This is a genomic window from Streptomyces sp. NPDC054863 (genome assembly GCF_053610825.1).
Genome location: NZ_JBSGZD010000092.1, coordinates 1 through 20,742, shown reverse-complemented (window position 1 = coordinate 20,742; position 20,742 = coordinate 1). Strand labels below are relative to the sequence as shown.

General features: G+C 71.2%; 20 protein-coding genes. 9 read left to right on the top strand and 11 right to left on the bottom strand.

The window, feature by feature from the left end; genetic code table 11:
• Positions 1–47: 47 nt before the first annotated feature.
• The gene (locus ACWGIG_RS18455; protein ID WP_453322671.1) at positions 48–1,409 is read left to right on the top strand and encodes an MFS transporter; all 1,362 of its coding nucleotides are present in this window, start codon (positions 48–50) and stop codon (positions 1,407–1,409) included.
• A 105-nt stretch (positions 1,410–1,514) separates the two neighbouring features.
• Here ACWGIG_RS18455 and ACWGIG_RS18450 read toward each other — a convergent pair whose 3' ends face one another.
• From ACWGIG_RS18450 to ACWGIG_RS18435, 4 genes are all read right to left on the bottom strand, one after another.
• Complete coding sequence (locus ACWGIG_RS18450) at positions 1,515–2,207, bottom strand: flavin reductase family protein (protein WP_453322670.1); 693 nt, start codon at positions 2,205–2,207, stop codon at positions 1,515–1,517.
• 81 nt (positions 2,208–2,288) lie between these two features.
• Positions 2,289–3,134, bottom strand: a complete 846-nt coding sequence (locus ACWGIG_RS18445) for an enoyl-CoA hydratase/isomerase family protein (RefSeq protein WP_453322669.1) — start codon at positions 3,132–3,134, stop codon at positions 2,289–2,291.
• A gap of 85 nt (positions 3,135–3,219) precedes the next feature.
• Positions 3,220–5,544: an acetate--CoA ligase family protein gene (locus ACWGIG_RS18440; RefSeq protein WP_453322668.1), complete on the bottom strand. Its 2,325-nt coding sequence runs from the start codon at positions 5,542–5,544 to the stop codon at positions 3,220–3,222.
• A 238-nt stretch (positions 5,545–5,782) separates the two neighbouring features.
• Positions 5,783–6,610 carry an NAD(P)H-binding protein gene (locus tag ACWGIG_RS18435; protein WP_453322667.1) on the bottom strand — a complete coding sequence of 276 codons (828 nt, stop codon included), beginning with the start codon at positions 6,608–6,610 and terminating at the stop codon, positions 5,783–5,785.
• A gap of 210 nt (positions 6,611–6,820) precedes the next feature.
• Between ACWGIG_RS18435 and ACWGIG_RS18430 the strand changes: the two genes are divergently transcribed.
• Entirely contained in the window at positions 6,821–7,105 is a 285-nt protein-coding gene (locus tag ACWGIG_RS18430) for a hypothetical protein (RefSeq protein WP_453322666.1), read from the top strand.
• Between the two features lie 117 nt (positions 7,106–7,222).
• Here ACWGIG_RS18430 and ACWGIG_RS18425 read toward each other — a convergent pair whose 3' ends face one another.
• Complete coding sequence (locus tag ACWGIG_RS18425) at positions 7,223–8,404, bottom strand: flavin-containing monooxygenase (protein ID WP_453322665.1); 1,182 nt, start codon at positions 8,402–8,404, stop codon at positions 7,223–7,225.
• Between the two features lie 171 nt (positions 8,405–8,575).
• Here ACWGIG_RS18425 and ACWGIG_RS18420 point away from each other — a divergent pair, with 171 nt between their 5' ends.
• Together ACWGIG_RS18420 and ACWGIG_RS18415 are read left to right on the top strand one after the other, a co-directional pair.
• A complete protein-coding gene (locus ACWGIG_RS18420) occupies positions 8,576–9,025 on the top strand; it encodes a DoxX family protein (protein ID WP_453322664.1) in 450 nt (149 codons plus the stop codon).
• Positions 9,025–9,477, top strand: coding sequence for a Zn-ribbon domain-containing OB-fold protein (locus ACWGIG_RS18415; protein WP_453322663.1), 453 nt, complete (start codon positions 9,025–9,027; stop codon positions 9,475–9,477). The genes ACWGIG_RS18420 and ACWGIG_RS18415 overlap by 1 nt, the downstream gene beginning before the upstream one ends.
• A 45-nt stretch (positions 9,478–9,522) precedes the next feature.
• Here the strand turns inward: ACWGIG_RS18415 and ACWGIG_RS18410 are convergent, their stop codons facing one another.
• The 3 genes from ACWGIG_RS18410 to ACWGIG_RS18400 all read right to left on the bottom strand — a co-directional run bounded on the left by ACWGIG_RS18410 (position 9,523) and on the right by ACWGIG_RS18400 (position 12,840).
• Positions 9,523–10,233 carry a pyridoxine/pyridoxamine 5'-phosphate oxidase gene (locus ACWGIG_RS18410; RefSeq protein WP_453322662.1) on the bottom strand — a complete coding sequence of 237 codons (711 nt, stop codon included), beginning with the start codon at positions 10,231–10,233 and terminating at the stop codon, positions 9,523–9,525.
• Positions 10,234–10,249: 16 nt separating this feature from the next.
• Positions 10,250–11,530 (bottom strand): FAD-dependent monooxygenase, encoded by a 1,281-nt coding sequence (locus tag ACWGIG_RS18405; RefSeq protein WP_453322661.1) that lies wholly within the window; start codon positions 11,528–11,530, stop codon positions 10,250–10,252.
• Between the two features lie 125 nt (positions 11,531–11,655).
• Positions 11,656–12,840, bottom strand: a complete 1,185-nt coding sequence (locus tag ACWGIG_RS18400; protein WP_453322660.1) for a thiolase C-terminal domain-containing protein — start codon at positions 12,838–12,840, stop codon at positions 11,656–11,658.
• A 121-nt stretch (positions 12,841–12,961) separates the two neighbouring features.
• Between ACWGIG_RS18400 and ACWGIG_RS18395 the strand changes: the two genes are divergently transcribed.
• Entirely contained in the window at positions 12,962–14,188 is a 1,227-nt protein-coding gene (locus ACWGIG_RS18395) for an acyl-CoA dehydrogenase family protein (protein ID WP_453322659.1), read from the top strand.
• A gap of 86 nt (positions 14,189–14,274) precedes the next feature.
• A complete protein-coding gene (locus ACWGIG_RS18390; RefSeq protein WP_453322677.1) occupies positions 14,275–14,727 on the top strand; it encodes a nitroreductase family deazaflavin-dependent oxidoreductase in 453 nt (150 codons plus the stop codon).
• A 192-nt stretch (positions 14,728–14,919) separates the two neighbouring features.
• Here the strand turns inward: ACWGIG_RS18390 and ACWGIG_RS18385 are convergent, their stop codons facing one another.
• On the bottom strand, positions 14,920–15,567 hold the full coding sequence (locus ACWGIG_RS18385; RefSeq protein WP_453322658.1) for a TetR family transcriptional regulator: 648 nt from the start codon (positions 15,565–15,567) through the stop codon (positions 14,920–14,922).
• Positions 15,568–15,855: 288 nt separating this feature from the next.
• On the opposite strand from ACWGIG_RS18385, the gene ACWGIG_RS18380 reads away from it, so the two are divergent.
• Both ACWGIG_RS18380 and ACWGIG_RS18375 read left to right on the top strand, forming a co-directional pair.
• Entirely contained in the window at positions 15,856–16,656 is an 801-nt protein-coding gene (locus ACWGIG_RS18380) for a VOC family protein (RefSeq protein WP_453322657.1), read from the top strand.
• A gap of 207 nt (positions 16,657–16,863) precedes the next feature.
• On the top strand, positions 16,864–19,305 hold the full coding sequence (locus ACWGIG_RS18375) for an outer membrane protein assembly factor BamB family protein (protein ID WP_453322656.1): 2,442 nt from the start codon (positions 16,864–16,866) through the stop codon (positions 19,303–19,305).
• 113 nt (positions 19,306–19,418) lie between these two features.
• Here ACWGIG_RS18375 and ACWGIG_RS18370 read toward each other — a convergent pair whose 3' ends face one another.
• A complete protein-coding gene (locus ACWGIG_RS18370) occupies positions 19,419–19,934 on the bottom strand; it encodes a hypothetical protein (protein ID WP_453322655.1) in 516 nt (171 codons plus the stop codon).
• A 372-nt stretch (positions 19,935–20,306) separates the two neighbouring features.
• Positions 20,307–20,480: a hypothetical protein gene (locus tag ACWGIG_RS18365; RefSeq protein WP_453322654.1), complete on the bottom strand. Its 174-nt coding sequence runs from the start codon at positions 20,478–20,480 to the stop codon at positions 20,307–20,309.
• On the opposite strand from ACWGIG_RS18365, the gene ACWGIG_RS18360 reads away from it, so the two are divergent.
• Positions 20,479–20,712, top strand: coding sequence for a hypothetical protein (locus ACWGIG_RS18360; RefSeq protein WP_453322653.1), 234 nt, complete (start codon positions 20,479–20,481; stop codon positions 20,710–20,712). The genes ACWGIG_RS18365 and ACWGIG_RS18360 overlap by 2 nt on opposite strands.
• Positions 20,713–20,742 lie beyond the last annotated feature (30 nt).

The following is a 20,742-nucleotide window of genomic DNA, read 5'->3' as shown; positions in this document are numbered from 1 at the left end:
TCGAATGCTGTCCTTCGGGCCACTCGTTCGGGAAGATCGCAGCCCGGATGCTGGGTGACGTGACGCAGACTCCCCCTCCCGTGCAGGTCACGGACACGCCGCCGGTTCCGGATCAGCCGGTTCCTGTTCCGCCCGTGAAGTCCCCCCGTATCCGCATCCACCGTGCGTGGTTCGTCGCGGCCGTCACCTTCGTGACGATCATCGGAGCCGCCGCCTTCGCGTCCCTGCCCGGGCTGCTCATCGAGCCGCTGAACGCGGAGTTCGGCTGGTCGCGCGGCACGATCGGTTTCGCGGTGTCGGTCAACCTTGCGCTGTACGGACTGACGGCCCCCTTCGCCGCCGCGCTGATGGACCGGTTCGGCATCCGGAAGGTCGTCGCGGTCGCGCTGACGGTGATAGCCGTCGGCTCCGGGCTCACCGTCGTGATGACGTCGGCATGGCAACTGGTGATGTTCTGGGGAGTGTTGGTGGGGTTGGGCAGCGGTTCGATGGCGCTGGCCTTCGCCGCCACGGTCACCAACCGTTGGTTCGTGGCCCGCCGGGGCCTGGTCACCGGCATCCTGACCGCCGCAGGTGCGTCCGGGCAGCTCGTCTTCCTTCCCGTCCTCGCCTGGCTGGTCAAGAACGAAGGCTGGCGGCCCGCCTCGATCACCGTCGCGCTCGCCGCGCTCGCCGTCGTCCCCTTCGTCTGGCTGCTGCTGCGCGACCATCCGGCGGACGTGGGCCTGGCCCCGTACGGTTCACCGGACTTCGTCCCCAAGCCCGCACCGGTGATGGGCGCGGCCCGGCGCGCGCTCACGGTCCTCTTCAAGGCGGCCCGCACCGGCCCCTTCTGGCTGCTCGCGGGTACGTTCGCGATCTGTGGTGCCTCGACGAACGGCCTGGTCAAGACCCACTTCATCCCCGCCTCGCACGACCACGGCATGCCGGTCACGGCGGCGGCGGGCCTGCTCGCGGTCATCGGCATCTTCGACATCATCGGCACGGTGGCCTCGGGCTGGTTCACCGACCGCTTCGAAGCCCGTCGCCTGCTCGCGGTCTACTACGCCCTGCGCGGCATCTCGCTCCTCTTCCTCCCCATGCTCCTCGCCCCCACCGTCCAACCGCCGATGATCTTCTTCATCGTCTTCTACGGCCTGGACTGGGTGGCCACCGTCCCGCCGACCATCGCCCTGTGCCGTGAGTACTTCGGCGAGGACAGCGCGATCGTCTTCGGCTGGGTCCTGGCCTCGCACCAGGTGGGCGCGGGACTGGTCGCCTTCCTCGGCGGGCTGGCGCGCGACGTCTTCGGTTCGTACGACGTGGTCTGGTACGCGTCGGGGGCGCTGTGCGCGATGGCTGCACTGATGGCCCTGATCATCCGGAGGAAGCCCGTCCCGAAGGTCGAGATGGCGGGATATCCCATCTGACCAGGGGAAACAGTAGGAAACCGGGATGAATGAACGTGTACGTGCAGCGAGGGCTGGATGGGCGTGCTCAGCTCGCCCTGTCGAGTGCAGGACATCCAGCCCGGATCAGCCGCTGAAGCCGCCGACGCTGAAGCCCCCGAACGTCCCCCCGTGGAAGAGCAGCGGGGCGCTTTCCGGGGCGTCCGGGGCGGTGGCGCTCAGGGCTTCCACGCGGCCGACGACGATCAGGTGGTCGCCGCCGGTGTGCACGGTCTGGATCGTGCAGTCGATCCAGGCCGGTACGCCGGCCAGGCGCGGCGAACCCGTCACGGGCGCCGCGTCGAACTCCACGCCCGCGAACTTGTCCGTGCCGCTGCGGGCGAAGCCGAGGCACAGCTCGCCCTGGTGGGCGCCCAGGATGTTGACGCAGAAGACGCCGGCCCTGGCGATGCGGGGCCAGGTCGTCGACGTACGGGCCACCATGAAGACGACCAGTGGGGGGTCGAGCGACAGGGACGCGAAGGACTGGCAGGCGAACCCGGCAGGTGGTTCGGCTTCCGGTCCAGGAATTCCCGGAGCTCCCGGTGAAGTACTGCCCGGTGAGGTACTGCCCGGTGAGGTGATAACGGTGACGCCGCTCGCGAAGTTCCCGAGCACGCGCCGGAATTCGGCCGGGTCGAGCGGAAGCCGTTCGTCCGCGCCGACGGCCCGGAGCTCCGGGCGGGGCAGTGCCTCCACTGCCTGCGGCTCGGCTGCCGTGGCGGCGCCGACGGACCTGAGATATCGGACGGCGGTGGCCGCCATCCCTGCGTGTCCCATCACCTTCCCCATTGAAGCTGACGGGGCGTCAGATAGGAAGGGTTGGGATGGACGGGGCCGTGCGACACTGCGGGCCTGCGTTCACAGGCCCCGGTAGCGGGGGGTGCGGCGTTCGACGAAGCTCGCGACGCCCTCGTTGGCGTCGGACGTCGTCATGTTGATCTCCTGCGCGGCGGCTTCCGCCGACAGCGCCGTGCTGCGGTCGGAGTCCAGGGAGGCGTTGACCAACTGCTTGGTGAGGGCGAGGGCGCGGGTGGGTCCCGCGGCGAGGCGCTCGGCCCAGGCGCGGGCCGTCTTCTCCAGCTCGGAGAGGGGGACCACGCGGTTGACCAGGCCCAGGCGCTCCGCCTCCAGGGCGGGGAGCGCGTCGCCGAAGAACATCAGCTCCTTCGCGCGCTGCGGGCCGATCAGTCGGGGCAGGAGGTAGGCGCCGCCGCCGTCGGGCACGAGCCCCCGACGTACGAAAACCTCGATGAACGCGGCCTGTTCGGCAGCGATGACCAGGTCGCAGGCGAGCGCGAGATGGGCGCCGATCCCGGCCGCGGTGCCGTTCACGGCGGCGATCACCGGCTTCTCGCAGTCGAGGACCGCGGTGATCAGACGCTGCGCGCCGAGCCGGATCGTACGGGCGACGTCGCCGGGGACACGGGCGGGGGAAGGGGCGGGGGCCTTCGGGGCGCCGCCGCGGAGGTCGGCCCCCGCGCAGAAACCCTTGCCCGTGGCGGTGATCACGACCGCCCGGACGCCGGGGTCCGCGGACGCGTCCGCGAGCAGGGAAATGATGCGTTCCCGCTGGTCCCAGGTGACGGCGTTCATGGCTTCGGGGCGGTTGAGGGTGATCCACGAGACGCCGTTGTCAGTGGCGTGGAGTATCAATGATTCCACGGAGGGTGACGGGTTCGTCGAGGCTTCGGGGGAGGAAGTCATGGGTGTACGGCTCCGGTTGGCGAGGGGACGCGCGAGGTCGGCAGCGGGTTCGGCAGCGAGGTCGGCCGTCAGGTCGGCGGTGAGGTCAGCGGCAGACGGCCAGTGCGTCCAAGGCCACCGCGCCCTGGCCGCGCGGGAGGACCATCAGGGGGTTGATGTCCAGTTCGGAGAGGCTGTCGCGCAGCTCAAGGGCCATCCGCTGGACACGGAGGATGACCTCGACGAGGGCGTCCACGTCTGCCGGGGGCGCCCCCCGGACGCCCTCCAGGAGGGGGTGCCCGCGCAGTTCCGCGAGCATCGCGCGGGCATCGGGCTCCCCGAAGGGCGGGACGCGTACGGCTGCGTCGCCGAGCACCTCGACCAGCACGCCGCCGAGGCCGACCGTGACCGTCGGCCCGAAGAGCGCGTCGTGGCCGGCGCCCACGACCATCTCCACGCCCCGCGCGACCATCTGGCAGACCAGGACGCCGTCCAGCGGCACGTCCTCGTAGGCGGCGATGTCGGTCAGCTCGCGGTAGGCGTCCCGGACCTGGCTGGCGGACGTCAATCCGACCTTCACCAGGCCGAGTTCGGTCTTGTGGGCGAGCTGCGGGCCGGAGGCCTTCATGACGACCGGGTAGCCGACCTGGGCGGCGGACCGCACGGACGCCGCCGCACTGGTCACCAGCTGCTCGCGCGGTACGCGAATGCCGTACGCCCGCAGCAGCTGCTTCGCCGCGTGCTCGCTGAGCTGCTCGCCCGGACGCATCAGTGCCTGCGCCTTGCGGTAGGAGGGGGACGGCGTGCGCGGCGCCTCGTCGAAGGGCGACCGGTAGGAGGCCGTGAACCGGTGGTGCTCCAGGTAGGCGCGTACGGCGGTGATGCAGTTGCCGAAGGTGCGGAAGGTGGCCAGCCGCGACGACCCGAGCAGTGTCTCGCGGTAGGCGGCCTCGGTCCCCACCGGCGACCCCCACACCACGCACACCAGCTTGTCCGTCGCCTCCGCGGCCTCCGCCAGGTCCTGGGCGAGCTTGTCGCTCATGGGTGGGAACGGCCCGGTGATCGGGCAGATCAGCACTCCCACCCCGGGGTCGGCGAGAATCGCGTCGATGATCTTCCGGCCGCGCCAGTCGCCGACCGGGTGGCCCCCGTTGTCGATCGGATTGGCGACGTTCAAGTACTCCGGTATCCACTCGTGCAGCTCCGCCTGCTTGGCGGCGTCCAGCGTCGGCAGGTCGAGCCCCGCCGCCGTCGCCAGGTCCGCGAAGTGTGCGCCCGTACCGCCCGAGATCGAATACACGGCGACGCCGTCCGCCTCCGGCCTGCGTGCACGGGCCAGCAGGGCGGCGGTGTCCTGGAGTTCGTCGAGCCCGTCGACCCGGATCACGCCGAACTGCCGCATCGCCGCATCCGCCACGTCGTCCGCGCCGGTCAGCTTCCCGGTGTGTGACGCGGCGGTACGGGCCCCGGTCTCGGTCCGCCCGACCTTGACGGCGACGACGGGCACACCGGCGCGGGCGGCGCGGTCGGCGGCCAGGAGGAAGGAGCGGCCGTCCTTCAGACCCTCGATGTACGCGGCGATCGCCCCGACCTCGGGCTGCTGCGAGAAGTACGAGATGAAGTCGGCGGTTTCGAGGTCCGCCTCGTTGCCCGTGGGGGCCCAGTGCGAGAGCCGCACACCGATCTGCTGGAGGGAGAAGACGGGCCGGCCCTGATGGCCGGACTGGGTGATGAGCGCGATCGCCGGACCGTCGAGGTCCGCCCGGAACTCCTCGAAGGCATTGAGGTTGGTGTTCGGGCCGAGGAGCCGCAGCCCGGACTCGGTGCCGGCGACGGCCGCCGCGAGCCGGGCCTGGGCGGCGGCGCCCTCCTCCCCGGTCTCGGCGAACCCGGAGGCGAAGGCGACGGCGAACCTGACCTTGCAGTCGGCCAGTTGATCTATCAGCGGAAGGGGGTCCTTGACGAGGAGCACGGCGAGATCGACCTGTTCCGGGAGGCCGGCGAGGGAGGGGACGCAGGGAAGGCCGAAAACCGTCTCGCGGGTGGGATGCACGGGGTGCAGGCGGGCACCCACACGCTCCGCCCACGCGATGAGCTGCCGGGTGATCCCCGTGTTGGGGCGGCCCTCGGCGTCGGACGCCCCGACGACGGCGACGGACTCGGGCCGGAAGAACCGGTCCAGGTCGGGGACGGGGGCGGAGAGCGGACGGCCGCTGACGTCGAAGTCCTCCGTGGACTCCGGACGCGCGGTGGCCCTCGCGGTGTCGGCGGTACCGGACGGGCTGCCGCTGCCCGGAGCGCCGGAGCCCCCCGGGTTCCTGGTCGCTTCCGGAGTGGTGCCGTGGACTGCGGCGCACCGGGCTTCGTCCCCGCAGGCGACGACGCGGGCGCGGAGGCCGGAGGTGAGGGTGCCGTGTGTTGATCCAAGCATCGCTGAGCCCGCTCCTGCTCGTTGTTCGGAGACCGGAATGGCAATTCACTGACGCTCTGTCAGATTACTGAATTGACGGTCCGTCAGGAACAGGTCGGCGCAGACCTGTTCGGCGGAGCGGGTGTGGCGGGTGGTGCGATTCGTAAGGTAGCGGAACATCGGATGCCATCGGGAGGGCGTAATCAGCCCCGGGGGCGGGGCGGGTCCCTCGGTCTGCCGTATCGCCTTGTTCGCGTCGTCAGGGGCGGAAGGCGGCGGCGTGTGCGGTGGCCCAGTCGGCGAAGGTGCGGGGCGGGCGGCCGAGTACGTCCTCGATCGTCGAGGTCGTCCGGGCCACGGTCTCCGGGACGGTTGCCCACATGTGCAGCATGAACTCGATGCCTTCGTCGGGCCAGCCCTCGGCCCTCCACCGCTCGCGGGCCTGGTCGTCGGTCAGCCCGGTGAACCGGAGTTCCCGGCCGGTCGCTGCCGCGAGGGCGGCCACCTTGTCGGCGGGCGTGAGGGCTTCCGGCCCGGTCACGGTGAGGTGTCTTCCCGAGTAGCCACCCTCGGCCAGCACTGTGGCGATGACGTCGGCGACATCCCGCTCGTCGGTCGAAGCGGTCCTGCGGCCCGCATACGGCTCGCGGACTTCCGCCGTGGTGCGGATGGCCTCGGCCCATCCCAAGGTGTTCGACATGAAGTCGATCGGCCAGAGAGACGTCCACTCCAGGCCGCCGGCGCGCACGGCCTTCTCCAGCTCGCCGTCGTCGTCGCCGGGCGACAGAACCGTCAGCCGCCGCACCCCCGCGTCGGCGGCCATGGCCATGAGCTCCGGCCCCGTACGCAAGGGGGAGTGGTCGTGTCCGGTGGCTCCGAGGAGGTGCATGGCGGTGGCTCCGCCGAGAGCGGCTGCCAGCGTGTGGGGTTTCGTCAGGTCGCCCTCGACGACTTCCACGTCGTCGGGCAGGTCGGTGGCATCCGCCGGGGTGCGCGTGAGTGCGCGAACCGTATGTCCGGCTTGCCGGAGTCGTTCCACCACATGGCGCCCGAGGGTTCCCGTGGCACCGGTCACCAGGATGGTCATGTCGCTCCTCGTCTGCTGATCGTTCGGACCGCATTGCCCAGCGGTGGGACGACAGTAGGCGGCAACTAGGCCAATTCATGTCCTAGAAGGGGCCGTTGGATCGTGGAGAGTGGCAGGCAACCAGGTGGCCCGCCCCGCGCGTCTCTCCGGTTCCCGGCCCGTTACGGTGTCGGTCCTCCCCCCACCGGCCGCATGACCTGGAGAAGAGCCTTGGCGCACGACGAACGCGACACGTCCGACGGGCACCCCCAGGCGCCGTGGTGGTGGGGCATCGGCCCGATCGGGGCCATCGTCCTCATCGTGATCGGGATCGCCTGGGCGCTGTGGGCGTTTCTGGGGTCGGGAGTCGCGGGCGGCCCGATGGCCGGCTACATGGCGAGCAAAATCGTCGCCATCGGGCTCGTGCTGGTCGGCACGGCCGTCCTGGAACGCTTCCGCAGCCGTCGTGCGCGTGCGCACGGGGCGCACGAGGCGGAGGACCGGCGGCTGCCCTGACCCGCACCCTCCAGGCAGGCCCGCACCCTCCAGGCAGGCCCGCACCCTCCAGGCAGGCCCGCACCCTCCAGGCACCCCCTCCCGAACAATGTCTCACTTGCACGAGTAAGTGAGACATTATTCCGACGCCACCACCCGCGCGATGCGCTTCGCGTCCATGGCCATCTCGCGGAACATGCCGGAGATCGGGTTCGTGAAGCCCGTGAAGTGCAGGCCGGGCGCCTTGGGGGACGTGCGGTCGGCATGGACCGTGGGGCGGCCACGGGAGTCGAGCACGTCCAGGTGTCCGACCAGCCCTTCCAGGGACCGGCGGTAGCCCGTGGCTGCGATGATCACGTCCGGGTTCACCCGCGACCCGTCCGCGAGTACCGCCTCGCCGGACTCCGGGGCGAAGGAGTCCAGGGCGGCGACCGGTTCGACCTTGCCCGCGCGGATCGCGGCGACCAGGCCGACGTCCTGGACCGGAATCGCGCCCTCGTTCACTCGCGAGTACAGGCCGGTGGTGGGGCGGGGCAGGCCCTGGGCGGACAGGTCGGGGACCGAGATGCGGCAGACGATGTCGCCCACCCGGTCGACCAGGCCCACCGGCAGCCGTCGGACCAGGATGCCCGTGCGTTGGGAGGGCCAGCCCGCCGTGGAACGGCGGAGGATGTACGGCGCGGTGCGGACCGCGAGGCGGACGCGGGAGGCGCCGCCTTCGGCGAGGTCGGCGGCTATCTCCGCGCCCGTGTTGCCGACGCCGACGACCAGCACGTCCTTGCCCGCGTAGGCGTCCGGGTTGCGGTAGGCACAGGCGTGGAGCAGTTCGCCCTTGTACGCGCCGGTGTCAGGCCAGTCCGGGAGGTTCGGGGTGTGGTTGTAGCCGGTGGCGACCACGACCGCCGAACCGGTCAGTTCGCGCCCGCCGCTCGCGTGCAGGACCCAGCCCGTGCCGTCGGCCGCCGGGCCGATGCGGGAGACCTCGACGCCCGTGACGATCTCCAGCTCGTGGAAGTCGACGTACTTTTCGAGGTAGCGGACCACGTCGTCGCGGGAGACCCAGCGGCCGAAGGAGCGGGGCATCTTCAGGCCCGGGAGGCCCGACAGGCGGCGGGTGGTGTGCAGGTGGAGGCGGTCGTAGTGGGCGCGCCAGGATGCGCCGACCCGGTCGGACTTCTCCAGGACCACGGCCCGTACGCCTCGCGCCCGCAGCGCCGCCGCCACGGCCAGACCGCCCGGGCCGGCCCCGACGACGTACACCGGGCGGTCGTTGGTCGTGGCGATGCCGATGCTGCTGGGGTCACTGGGAGTAGAGGACATGAGTCGTCAGCGTAATCGCGCCTCCGTTTGATGGGTCTCGGACAAGGGCGGAATCGGTTGCGAATTGATCACGCGGGGTGGTGGAAGGGGCCTCGCACCCCTCTTGCGTACTGCCGTCGCTTCAGTTGAACTGACGTACCGTCAGAAACGAGTGAGGGGAGGACGGTCCGCATGCAGACCATCTGGCTCGGCGGCGCGGAGTGGCTCGCCGTGCTGCGTATCGGACTGGGACTGTGGTGGCTGGAGAGCTGGCGCCACAAGGACAAGAAGGGCTGGTTCGAGCGGGGGACGGGCATCGCGTGGGCGGCCGATGTGGCCGGCAAGCACCGGTGGGGTGTGGTGGGGAAGGGGTTCCAGCGGGTCGTCGCGCCACGGCCGAAGGCGATGGCGTACGTCGTCGTGTACGCCGAACTCGCCCTGGGACTCGGTCTGGTGGTCGGCTTCCTCACCCCGGTCGCCCTCGTCGGCGGACTCCTCCTCAACCTCCTCTACCTCGTGCTGATGATCCACGACTGGGCCGAGCAGGGGCAGAACGCGATGATGGCGCTGATCTCGCTCGTCGCGCTGTTCGCCATGTCCTGGCAGACCTGGTCCCTCGACCACGCGATCGGACTGTTCTGATGACGACCCCCGGCGCGGCGGTGCCCGACATCGACGCCTTCACCCGCCCCTACTGGAGCGCCGCCGCGGAGGGCCACCTGCTGCTGCGCCGGTGCGCGGACTGCACCCGTGCGCACCACTATCCGCGCGAGTTCTGCCCGTACTGCTGGGGCGAGGAGGTGAGTTGGGAACGGGCGAGCGGGCGGGCCGTGCTCTACACCTGGTCGGTCGTGCACCGCAACGACCTCCCCCCGTTCGGCGCGCGCGTGCCGTACGTCGCCGCCGTCGTGGACCTCGCGGAGGGGCCCCGGATGATGACGGAGGTCGTGGACTGCGGGGAGGAGGAACTGAGAGTGGGGGCCGAGCTGGAGGTGGCTTTCCGGGCGGGGGAGGACGGTTCCGCGCCGTACGCGGTGCCGGTCTTCCGCATCGTCGGCCGGGGGCCGCAGAAGCGCAGGCTCTCCTCGTCGTAGGCCGCGCGTTCCGCGTGGTCGTCGGGGCCGGTGGCCTTGGGGTGGTCAGGGCCAGAGCAGTTCGCGCACCCAAGTACCCTCGCCGTCCCGCCGGTAGCGCAGTCGTACGTGCCGACGGCGGGCGTCGCCCTGGAAGAACTCGACCTCGGTGGCCGCCAGCGCGTACAGCGTCCAGGTGGGGGCGGTCAGGGTCGGGTCGGCCTGGGCGCGGGCCCAGGAGACCTCCGACGCGGACCTCAACTCGGCCAGGGAGCCGAGGGTTTCGCTCATCCGGCCGGTGAGGGCTGCGGCGAGTGCTCCCGTCGAGCGGGCGTGCAGGTCGGCCGTCGCCGCGTCCGGGGTGCCGGAGAGGACCTGGCCCTCGACGCGGACCTGGCGGCCCTGGGCCGGCCAGTAGAAGCCGAGGGCCGCGTCCGGGCGGGCGGCGAGTTCGCGGCCCTTGCGGCTGGTGCTGTGGGTGCCGAAGTGCCAGCCGTCCTCGTCCGCGTCGTGCAGCGTCAGGATGCGGGTGGAGGGGCGGCCGGCCGCGTCGGCGGTGGCCAGCGTCATCGTGTGCGGCTCCACCTGCCCGGCCTCCGCGGCCTCCCGCAACCAGGTGCGGAAGAGCGGCAGCGGCGAGTCGGGGGCCGACTCCGGGTCGAGGGGCGGGAGCGGTACGCCGTCCCAGACCCGGAGGGAGTGGAGCAGGGTGCGGAAGTCCTCCGCGGCGGTGGTGGCTGCGTCGTCGGCCGTGATGGCGTCGTCGTCGGTCGTCATGGTGCCGATTGTGCCGTCAGGCCGCGTCGCACCGCGCGGGACCGGCCGCGTACCCCGCAGGACCGGCCGCGTACTCCTTGAGCGGGACGATGTGCGCCATCTTCTGCACGTCCTCCGTGATCTTCTTCGCGATGAAGTTCCGCCACGGCATCTTCGGCAGCGAGCGCAGCATCAGCAGCCGCAGCTTGATCTTCCACCTGCTGTCCATCGTCATCTCGCCGACGAACTTCTGCGCGAAGCCCTGGGTGTACTCGACCCCGGGGCGCATGTGGTGCTCGTAGGCGGCGAGCGCCTGCTCGAAGTCGCCTTCCGCCGCTGCCAGTTCACCCGCCAGGGTGTACGCGCCGATGAGGGCGAGGCCCGTGCCCTGCCCCGAGGCGGGGGACGTGCAGTGCGCCGCGTCGCCGAGGAGCACGATGCGGCCCTTCGACCAGCGGTCCATCTCGATCAGGCTGATCGAGTCGAAGTAGAAGTCGTCGGCGGCCTCGGCGTTGGTCAGCAGGCGGGGGATCTCCCAGCTCCGGTCCTGCGCGAAGGTCTCGGTGAGGATGCGCTTCTGGGCGGCGACGTCCCGGTGGTCGTACGGGATCTCGGTGGGGGCGGCGAAGACGAACATGTTCTTCGCGCTCTGCTCGCCCCGCGAGCTGTACGCGCACACCAGCTTGTCCGGGAGTGCGTGGTACGCCTCGTGCCGGTCGAGCCGCAGGTCGTTCGGCGCGGTGAAGATCGAGATGTAGGCGCCCAGGTGGCGACGGAAACCCTGCTCGTCGCCGAAGGCCAGGCGGCGGGTGTTCGAGTGCATTCCGTCGGCGCCGACGACGAGGTCGAAGCGGCGGGGTGCCGCGCACTCGAAGGTGACCAGGACGCCGTCCTCGTCCTCCGTGAGCGAGGTGATCGAGTCGCCGAAGAGGTACTCGACGTCCTCACGGGTGCGGTCGTGGAGGATCCGGGCCAGGTCGCCGCGCATGATCTCGTCGTCGTCCCCGGTCCGGCCGCCGAAGATCTCGGCCGGCATCTCGCCGACGGTGCGGTTGTTCTCGTCGACGTAGGAGCCCGTCAGCATGTCCGTGGAGTGGGCGCGGACCTCGTCCATGATGCCCATTCGCTTGCAGACGTCGACGGCGGTGCCGCGCAGGTCGACCTTGTAGCCGCCGGGGCGGAGCTCTGCGGCGCGCTCGACGACGGTCGGCTCGAAACCGTAGCGGTGCAGCCAGAGGGCGAGGGCGGGGCCCGCGATGCTCGCGCCGGAGATGAGGACGGTGCGGACGGGGGTGGCGGGGTTCGTGGCGTGCGTCATCCGGGGCTCCTCGTAAGCGAGTTGGACCGGCCGGTGCGGGTGGGTGCGCCGGCCGATGACTCGACTGTACGAGTGTTTAAGACGTATGTCTATGACGTGTGTATAGATCCTGGTGGGCGAAGCGCTCAGCGCCCCAGCAGCACCGTCCCCGACGAGCAGAACCAGCCGCCCGTCCCCGACGCGATCGCCACCTCGGGCAGCCGCCTGCCCGCCTTGCGGACCTGACCCTCTCCGGCCTCGCCCCGTAGCTGGCGCACCGCCTCGACCAGCAGGAACAGGCCGCGCATCCCTGGATGGCAGGCCGAAAGGCCGCCTCCGTCGGTATTGGTCGGCAGCTCGCCGTCCCGTAGCAGCCGCCCCTTCTCCACGAACGCCCCGCCCTCGCCCTTCGCGCAGAAGCCCAGGTCTTCGAGGGTGACGAGGGTCATGTAGGTGAAGGCGTCGTAGATCTCGGCGATGTCCACGTCGGACGGGCCCAACCCGGCCTGTTCGTACGCGAGTCTGCCGCTCGCCGCCGCCGGGGAGACCGTGAAGTCCGCCCACTCCGACATCGTCGTGTGCGATACGGAAGTGCCCGCGCCCAGCACCCACACCGGCGCCTTCGCCGTATCCGGTACGTACTCCTCGGCGACCAGCAGCACCGCGCAGCCGCCGTCGCTGCGCAGACAGCAGTGCAGCTTGGTGAACGGGTCCGCGATCATCGGGCCCGCCAGCACCTGGTCGACGGTGAGGGGGGCGGTGAACATCGCGTCCGGGTTCGTCGCCGCGTTCGCCCTGGCCTGCACCGCCACCTCGGCGAGCTGCTCCAGCGTCGTCCCGTACTCGTGCATGTGCCGGCGCGCGGCCATCGCGTACTTGGCGACCAGCGTGTGGCCGTACGGAACCTCGAACTGGAGCGGGCCGCGCGAGCCGAACGAGAGGTTGGAGGTGCGCCGCCCGGCCTTGATGTCGGCGCGGGCCGTCGAACCGTAGACGAGGAGTACGGCGTCTGCCCGGCCTGCGGCGATGGCGTCCGCGGCATGGGCCGCCATCACCTCCCAGGTCGAGCCGCCGACCGAGGTGGAGTCCACCCAGCGGGGGCGCAGGCCCAGGTACTCGGCGACCTCGACCGGGGCGAGGGTGCCGAGCCCCGCCGACGCGAAACCGTCGATCACGGAGCGGTCCAGGCCCGAGTCGGCGAGCGCGCGGCGGGCGGCCTGCGCGTGGAGTGCGTACGGGGTGGCTTCGTCCACCCGGCCGCAGTCGGAGAGTGCGACACCGACGACGGCGACCTTGCGTGGTCCCAGGGTCTTCGCGGAGGGGGAGGTCATGAATCTGACGGTACATCAGATGTGCAAGCCATCCGATGCCCAAGTGCCCACGTGACTATGGGCTTTGAAGTGCCTTGCCTCTAACATGACGCCCCGTCAGATCAGGGGAGGAGCACACGAGATGGATGCCGCCTTCGAGTCCGGTTCCGGACCCGCCTTCGCAGTCGCCTTCACCGCCGAACAGGAAGAGATCCGCCGCACCCTGCACGACCTGCTCGCCAAACGCTGCGGACCGGACGAGGTCAAGTCCGCCACCGCGACCGCCGAGGGCTACGACCGCGAGCTCTGGCGGCAGCTCGCCGAGGAGATCGGCCTGCCGGGGCTCGCGCTCCCCGCCGACTACGGGGGAGTGGGCTGCGCACCCGCCGACCTCGCCCTGGCCTGCGAGGAGACCGGCCGCGCGCTGCTCCCCTCGCCGCTGCTCGCCACCGCCGTGCTCTGCGCACCACTGATCGCCGCGCTGGGTACGGAAGCCCAGCGCGCGGCCCTGCTGCCGGGCATCGCCGCGGGCCGCACGTCTGCCGCCCTGGCGGTGCCGGGTGCGGCGCTGTCCCTCGCGCTCGGGCTGACCGGCGACAGCACCGCCGCGGACTGGGCGGGCGGCGGGCGCTCCGGCGGCGTGCAGGCGCGGCGTACGGACCAAGGATGGGTGCTGTACGGGCAGGCCGAGCAGGTGCTCGACGGGCACCATGCGGACCTGCTGCTCGTCGCCGCGCACACCGGCGGCTTCGCGCGCAGCCGGACGCTCCTCTTTCTCGTACGGGCTTCGGGCGCCGCCGGGCTGGCGCGGGTGCGGCAGGTGTCGCTGGACGGGACACGGCCACAGGCGATCGTGCAATTCCGGGAGGTGGAAGGGGAGTTGCTGGGGGGCGAGGACGCCGATGTGGCGGGGGTGCTGGTCGCCACCGGCTGCGGGGCCGCCGCCGTCCTCGCCGCCGAGGCGGTCGGGGCCGCCGACCGGGCGCTGGAGCGGACCGTCGAGTACGTGAAGGTGCGCGAGCAGTTCGGGCGGGCCATCGGCTCCTTCCAGGCGGTCAAGCACCGGCTCGCCGACGTGTACGTACAGATCGCCGCGGCGCGCTCGGCCGCGTACTACGCCGCCCACGACCCGGCCGCCGGCGGACGCCTCGCCCTCGCGCAGGGCCTTGAGGCGCTGCGTACCGCATCGTCGGAAGCGATCCAGCTTCACGGCGGCATCGGCTTCACCTGGGAGCACGACGCACACCTGTACTTCAAGCGGGGAGCCGCCGACGAGCTGCTGTTCGGCCCCGTGCACCGGCTGCGCGGGCACGCGGCGGACCTGGCGGGGATATTCCACCGGGGCGACGGAGGGGCGGAGGCCGTCTGATGGGCGCGAAGGCGAGAGCGAGGGCGAGCGCGAGGGTGAGCGCGAAGGCGAGCACGGGAGCCCGGGGGAACGCCGGGGTGAAGCTCATGCAGAAGCTGTCCTCGACGCGCACGTTCGCGAGGATCGCCCCGCACGTCATCCCCGTACTGGACCGCACCGTCCACCGGCTGAGCAAGGGCAGGACCATGCTCAGCACACGGATGCTGCCCGGCGTGATCCTCACCGCGCGCGGTGCGAAGAGCGGGCAGCGGCGGGTGACGCCGCTGGCCTGCATGCCGGAGCCGGAGAAGGGGACCTGGATCCTGATCGGGTCCAACTTCGGCCGCCCGGGACACCCTGCCTGGACCGGCAACCTGATCGCCCACCCCGAGGCCTCCGTCAGCTGGGAAGGGCAGGACATCCTGGTACGGGCCCGGCTGCTCGCGGGCGAGGAGCGGGCGGACGCATGGCGGGCGGTGCTGGGCTTCTGGCCGCCGTACGCCACCTACCAGCGGCGCATCGAGCGGGAGATCCGGCTGTTCCGGATCGAACGGCGCTGAGGGCGACACCGCATTCCCGCATTCCCGGGTTCCGGCATGCCCGGATTCCCGCATTCCCGGGTTCCGGGTTCCGGGTCCCGTCTCCCGTCTCCCGTCTCCCGGGTACGCCGATGGCGGACCACATGCGTGGTCCGCCATCGGGTGACAGGACTTGGTGGGGTTCGTCCAGTGCGGGTGTGCGCCTGTTCTGTCTTACTTGGCGGGCTTTTTGCCCGTAATACCCAAGTGCACCAACTGTGCCAGGTTCGGCCGCAGTTCGGCCTGCTTGACGCCCCAGGTGGTGAAGCCCTTCTGGTGCGATGCCACGGCCGCGAGCATCGCGACCAGGGAACCGGCCATCGCCGCCGGGCTGATGTCCTTGTCGACCTTGCCCTTCGCCTGGAGCTCCTTCACGGAGTCCGTAAGGGAGTTGGTGACGGAGTTCAGGATCTTCATGCGGATCTTGTAGAACCGCTTGTCGCCCTCCGCCGCGCCGAGGTCGACGACCCGCAGGATCGCGTCGTTCTTCCGCCAGAAGTCGAGGAATCCGTCCACGAGCTCCTCGGCGGTCTGTGCGCCGGCCTTGCCGACCCACGAGCGCCCGGCGACCAGGCTGGTCAACCCCGCGCCCTCCTTTGCCATTTCCTCCGCGATTTCGAGGACGGCGCCCTCCACGTCGGGGAAGTACTGGTAGAAGGTCGCGGGCGAAGTCCCTGCCTTGCGGGCCACGTCGATGACTTTGACGTCCCGGTAGGGGGACGAGCTGAGCATTTCACTGAGGCAGTCGAGCAGCTTCTGCCGCGTCGCCTGACCACGTCGACCGGCCACGCGGCCGTCGACGGTGCGTACTTGTCCTGTCATGCCGTCAGCTTACCGAGGGGTGATCGGAGCGCGATTCGGCGAGTGCAAATGGGTTTCCGGCCAGAGTTGAGGCATCTTGGGCCGGTTGTGGTGGACGGGGAACGGGTTCTCGGGCGGGGCCGGGGCTGCGCAGGGGGCGTGCGGGGTCCCCGTGGAGGGACCCGGCTTCGAATGGCGGTACGTGACAGGGCGCCAGACGGTGTCCCCCAATAGTGTTATCAACAGCCTGTGGACAACTTCGGTGGATATCTCCGAGCGGGGATTTCCGAGAGCGGGAAGGATCGGTCCATGACCGCATTCGCAGAAGGCGTGCCCTGCTGGATCGACGTGACGCTCCCCGATGTCGAAGCGGGCAAGCGCTTCTACGGCGGGCTGTTCGGCTGGACCTTCGACGACCCCGCGGACAAGGAGTACGGCTACTACACCCAGGCCTTCAGCGGCGAGGGCGACGACCGGAAGAACGTGGCCGCGCTCGCCCCCAAGGCCGACGGCCGGATGCCCACCGCCTGGGGCGTCTACTTCGCGACCCCGGACGCCGCGGCCCTTCTCGCGCGGGCCAGGAAAGCGGGCGGGCAGGTCATCATGGACGCCATGCCGGTCGGCCCGTACGGCACGATGGGCCTGGTCGCCGACCCCGGCGGCGCCGTCTTCGGCGTCTGGCAGGGCGGTACGCACCCGGGCTTCGAGAAGACCGCCGAGCCCGGCTCCTTCTGTTGGACCGAGGCGTACGTGCGCGAGGCGGACAAGGAGCGCGTCGACGACTTCTACGAGCAGGTCTTCGGCTTCGGGGGCCAGGACCTTCCCGAGGGCGGCGCCGGCTTCCGCATCTGGTCGCCCGCCGGGACTGAGCCCGGTGAGGCCACGGCGGTCGCCGGCCGGAGCATCATTTCGGACGCGCTCCCGGCCGAGCTGCCGGCCCACTTCCTCTCGTACTTCATGGTCGAGGACTGTGACGAGGCGGTGGCGACCGCCAAGCGGCTCGGCGGGCGGGTCACCCAGCCGCCGTTCGACATTCCCTACGGGCGGATGGCGACCCTCACCGACAATCAGGGTGCGGTTTTCGCGGTGCTGGCCGAACCGAAGGCGTAGGCCGCCTGGCCGGAGGCGTGCGTCAGAGGGGCGAAGGCGTGCGTCAGGGGGCCGAAGGCGTAGGCCGGTGTTCCGCATTTGCGCGAAAGGTGTACGAAATGGGGGGAAACATTCCATTCCGGCCCTGGGTTAGCCAGCGCAGCGTTCGGCAGGAAGAATGCCCCCGGGGCTGTGTTTCGCGGCCTGGTACGGGGAGGTGGCAGGCAAGTGGAGCAGCTGACGCAGCACGATCCGCGGCGGATCGGCCCGTTCGAGGTGCTGGGACGGCTCGGGGCCGGCGGGATGGGGCTCGTCTATCTGGCGCGCTCCGCGTCGGGACGCCGGGTGGCGATCAAGACCGTACGGACGGAGCTCGCCGAGGACCAGCTGTTCCGGGTCCGCTTCACGCGGGAGGTCGAGGCGGCCCGCGCGGTCTCCGGCTTCTACACGGCGGCCGTGGTCGACGCCGATCCGCGGGCGGCCGTGCCGTGGCTGGCGACCGCCTACGTTCCCGCCCCCTCGCTCGAAGAAATAATCAATGAGTGCGGGCCGATGCCCGCGAACGCGGTGCGCTGGCTGGCCGCCGGCATCGCGGAGGCACTCCAGTCCATCCACGGGGCGGGCCTGGTCCACCGCGACCTCAAGCCGTCCAACGTCCTGGTCGTGGAGGACGGGCCGCGCGTCATCGACTTCGGCATCGCGTCCGGGGTCTCCAACACCCGGCTGACCATGACGAACGTCGCCGTGGGCACGCCCGCCTACATGTCCCCCGAGCAGGCCAGGGACTCGCGGAGCGTGACCGGCGCGAGCGACATCTTCTCGCTCGGCTCCACCCTCGTCTTCGCCGCGACCGGACACGCCCCCTTCCACGGCGCGAACCCCGTCGAGACCGTCTTCATGCTGCTGCGCGAGGGCCCCGACCTGGAAGGGCTCCCGGACGAACTCCGTCCGCTGCTGGATTCCTGTATGGGCATGGAGGCGGCGCTGCGGCCCAGCCCCGCCGACCTCCAGGCGCAGCTCGCCCCGCACCTCTTCTCCTCAGGCGGCGACGACAGCGGCACCGCGACGGCATGGCTGCCGGCCAGGGCCACCGCGATGATCGAGCAGCGCAGGGGCGGCGGGCGGTCCGTCCCGCCCGCCGTCGCGCAGCCCAGGCGCGATCCTTCGCCGCCGCCGCGCCCGCAGAACCCGCCGCCGTATCCGCCGCCGCGCGGCGACTGGGGCGGCGACCCGCGCACCGGGCAGGCCTCGCCCCCGCAGGCCTCGCCGCCGCCCTCGTACGCGGACGGGCCGGTCCGGCTCGCCGGGGCGAAGGTGCCGATCGGGCCGGGGCCCCGGGTCGCCGACGGGCACGGGGCAGCCGCTGCCGCGGTCGTCGCGGAGGCGACGGGACCGGCGACGGGCTGGGTGCGCCCGCCGGGCGGGGCGGCGCTCAACGGCGTCCCCTCGCCCCCCGGCGTCGTACCGCCGCAGCCCGGCGTCGTGCCCCCGCAGCCCGGGTCCGTGCCCCCGCAGCCTCCCGAAGGGCCCTCGCCCGCCGGGTGGCGGCCGTGGCGGTTCCGGATGTCGAACGACGTGTGGGGCACCCCGGCCGTCGCGGGTGACCTCGTCTACGTCACCTCCTTCGAGGTGCACGCCCTGGACGTGGCCTCGGGCCGCCGCCAGTTCAAGACGCGCGACGTGGCGTGGGCGATGGCCGTCTCCGGCGGCCGGATCCACGCCTCCGACGGGCCGACGCTGTACGCCCTGGACGCCGCCGACGGCACCGAACGGTGGCGGCTCCAGACCGACGCCTGGGTGTACTCGCTGAAGGCGGCCCGCGGCACAGTCGTCACGGGCACGCGCGGTGGCGGCGTACAGGCGTGGGAGGCGTCCAACGGGCAGAAGCTGTGGGAAATCACCGGCGCCCAGACCGACTTCGAGACCCCGGAGGCAGGACCCGACGTCCACGGGGACACCGTGTACGTGTGGCAGGACGCCCGGCTGCGGGCGCTGGACTCCCGGTCCGGCATCGAGCGCTGGTCCTACCCGGTGGGTGACGCCGCGTCGTGCGGCGGAGTCCCGGTGCGGGTGACGTCGGCGGAGGACGGCTATGTGTACGTCTCCGCGGGGACGCGGGTGCTGGCCGTCGACCAGGGCTCGGGGCACGTCCGCTGGCACTTCGAGGCGCCGGCGGTCTTCCTGTCGGCGCCCGCTTTCGCACCCGGGCCCGCCGTCACGGGCGGCGGGGTCTACCTGGCCGACTACCTCGGCACGGTGTACGCCCTGGACGCCTCCACCGGCAAGGACCGCTGGCGCATCGCGACGGAGTCCCGGCAGTCGACCGAGCCGGTACTGGTGGTGGGCGGCCATGTGCACGTGGGCAGCGGCAGCGCGCTCTACACGCTGGACGCGGTGACGGGCACGCCGAAGTGGCGGTTCGCGGCGGGCGGGGAACTGGTCGGTGCGCCGGTCGTGGCGGACGGGCGCGTGCACTTCGGCTCCGCCGACCACTGTCTGTACACCGTGGACGCGGTGGGGGGCCAGCTGCGCTGGAAGCTCAAGACGGGCGGCGAGATCACGGGCTCGCCGGTCGCGGAGGCGGGGATCGTGTATGCGTGCAGCAAGGACCGGTGCGTATACGCGTTGGACGCGGTGAAGGGGACGGCCACGGGGCGGACGGCCCGGTAGCGCTCTACCGGGTGCGCTCTGACCGGAACGCGGTGCCGGTTTGTCACGTGCGGGTGCGTGGTGGCCGGTCGCGCCCACGCGGCGGAGCCGCATGTCGATACGGCCCCGCGCCCCTAGAGGGCGCCCCGATCCGGGGGCGTCGTGAGGGGGTCGGAGTCGTAGGTGGCGCCGGGGGCGTCGTACTGCTCCTTCTCCCGTGACCGCCGACGCCTGCGGCTGCCGTGGCCGTTCATGAGCAGGGCGCCCAGGAGCATCAGGACTCCGCCGCCCAGGGCGCTTGCGACGCCCATTCCCAGGCCCGTGCCGTCCGCGTTGACGGCCAGGCCGGACGCCGCCTGGCCCTGGCGGACCATCCAGAAGACGGTGAAGCCGAGGGTGATCAGCCCGGCCAGTCCCATCAGCAGCCGGGACCTCAGAAAGGCTGCGGCCAGCGTGAGCAGCGCGGCGAAAAGGAACGGCAGCAACAGGGAACCGGCCAGCTCCGCCCTGGCGTCTGTGATCCCGTCGAAGAGATCCCCGATCCGGTAGTCGCGCCCCTCGCGGCCGTCGTACCAGGCTCGGAAGGGACTCCATACGGCGGCCGTCGCTCCGGCGAGAGCGATGGCCGAACCAAGGAGGTTCCTGACCATCTCGCGCTCCTCTTGTCGAGGTTCTGTCGAGGTCTCAGGGGTTCGACGCTACGCCCGAGGTGTGGGACGTGCCATGTGACAGCCGCTGCTAAGGTGTCATGCACTTGTCCTTATGGGATCTTTACTCCTGCCAGAGTTATCCCAAATAGTGTGAAAACCACGGGGGTTGGAAGCTATGAAGCTTCGCCATGTCCGCGCAGTGGCCGTTTTCGGCATCGCAGTCGTCGCACTCACCGGTGCCCGGGGCTCCCACGGGGGCAGCTGCGGCGGCAGCAGCGGGTCCAGCAGTTCCAGCTCCAGCAGCGGCGGCAGTGACAGCTCCTCCGGCTCCTCCAGCTCTTCGAGCGGCGACTACCAGGCGTCCACGGGCGGCTACGACGGCTCCAGCTCGTCGAGCGGCGGCTCCAGCTCGTCCACCAGTGGCAGCTCGGACAGCTCCAGCTCCTCCAGCAGCACCACCGGTTCCGTCCCGGGCACCGGCGGCAGCAGCAGCGCCTCGCGCGACCTGCGCATCTCGGAGTGCAAGTACGACCCGTCGCGCGGCATGACCGCCAGCATCACCGCGACGAACAGCAGCTCCTCGCTGACGTACACCTACAGCTTCACGGTGAAGTTCACCAACAGCGGCTCCACCGTCGGCACCCGCTCGACGAGCATCGTCGCCGTCGCCCCGGGCCAGTCCCGGACCACCGACGTCGCGACCCCGTTCGTGAAGAAGTCGACCGAGTCGCTGATCGGCCGCTGCGAGGTCAAGTACGTGAACCGCAGCAGCTCCTGACGTACTGAACGGGGGTACGCAGGGCCCGGC

Bases quoted from the DNA above. Each gene is read 5' to 3' on its own strand.
- ACWGIG_RS18455 (WP_453322671.1), top strand. From the start codon at position 48: ATGCTGGGTGACGTGACGCAGACTCCCCCTCCCGTGCAGGTCACGGAC.
- ACWGIG_RS18450 (WP_453322670.1), bottom strand. From the start codon at position 2,207: ATGGGACACGCAGGGATGGCGGCCACCGCCGTCCGATATCTCAGGTCC.
- ACWGIG_RS18445 (WP_453322669.1), bottom strand. From the start codon at position 3,134: ATGACTTCCTCCCCCGAAGCCTCGACGAACCCGTCACCCTCCGTGGAA.
- ACWGIG_RS18440 (WP_453322668.1), bottom strand. From the start codon at position 5,544: ATGCTTGGATCAACACACGGCACCCTCACCTCCGGCCTCCGCGCCCGC.
- ACWGIG_RS18435 (WP_453322667.1), bottom strand. From the start codon at position 6,610: ATGACCATCCTGGTGACCGGTGCCACGGGAACCCTCGGGCGCCATGTG.
- ACWGIG_RS18425 (WP_453322665.1), bottom strand. From the start codon at position 8,404: ATGTCCTCTACTCCCAGTGACCCCAGCAGCATCGGCATCGCCACGACC.
- ACWGIG_RS18420 (WP_453322664.1), top strand. From the start codon at position 8,576: ATGCAGACCATCTGGCTCGGCGGCGCGGAGTGGCTCGCCGTGCTGCGT.
- ACWGIG_RS18415 (WP_453322663.1), top strand. From the start codon at position 9,025: ATGACGACCCCCGGCGCGGCGGTGCCCGACATCGACGCCTTCACCCGC.
- ACWGIG_RS18410 (WP_453322662.1), bottom strand. From the start codon at position 10,233: ATGACGACCGACGACGACGCCATCACGGCCGACGACGCAGCCACCACC.
- ACWGIG_RS18405 (WP_453322661.1), bottom strand. From the start codon at position 11,530: ATGACGCACGCCACGAACCCCGCCACCCCCGTCCGCACCGTCCTCATC.
- ACWGIG_RS18400 (WP_453322660.1), bottom strand. From the start codon at position 12,840: ATGACCTCCCCCTCCGCGAAGACCCTGGGACCACGCAAGGTCGCCGTC.
- ACWGIG_RS18395 (WP_453322659.1), top strand. From the start codon at position 12,962: ATGGATGCCGCCTTCGAGTCCGGTTCCGGACCCGCCTTCGCAGTCGCC.
- ACWGIG_RS18390 (WP_453322677.1), top strand. From the start codon at position 14,275: ATGCAGAAGCTGTCCTCGACGCGCACGTTCGCGAGGATCGCCCCGCAC.
- ACWGIG_RS18385 (WP_453322658.1), bottom strand. From the start codon at position 15,567: ATGACAGGACAAGTACGCACCGTCGACGGCCGCGTGGCCGGTCGACGT.
- ACWGIG_RS18380 (WP_453322657.1), top strand. From the start codon at position 15,856: ATGACCGCATTCGCAGAAGGCGTGCCCTGCTGGATCGACGTGACGCTC.
- ACWGIG_RS18370 (WP_453322655.1), bottom strand. From the start codon at position 19,934: ATGGTCAGGAACCTCCTTGGTTCGGCCATCGCTCTCGCCGGAGCGACG.
- ACWGIG_RS18360 (WP_453322653.1), top strand. From the start codon at position 20,479: ATGACCGCCAGCATCACCGCGACGAACAGCAGCTCCTCGCTGACGTAC.
- ACWGIG_RS18365 (WP_453322654.1), bottom strand. From the start codon at position 20,480: ATGCCGCGCGACGGGTCGTACTTGCACTCCGAGATGCGCAGGTCGCGC.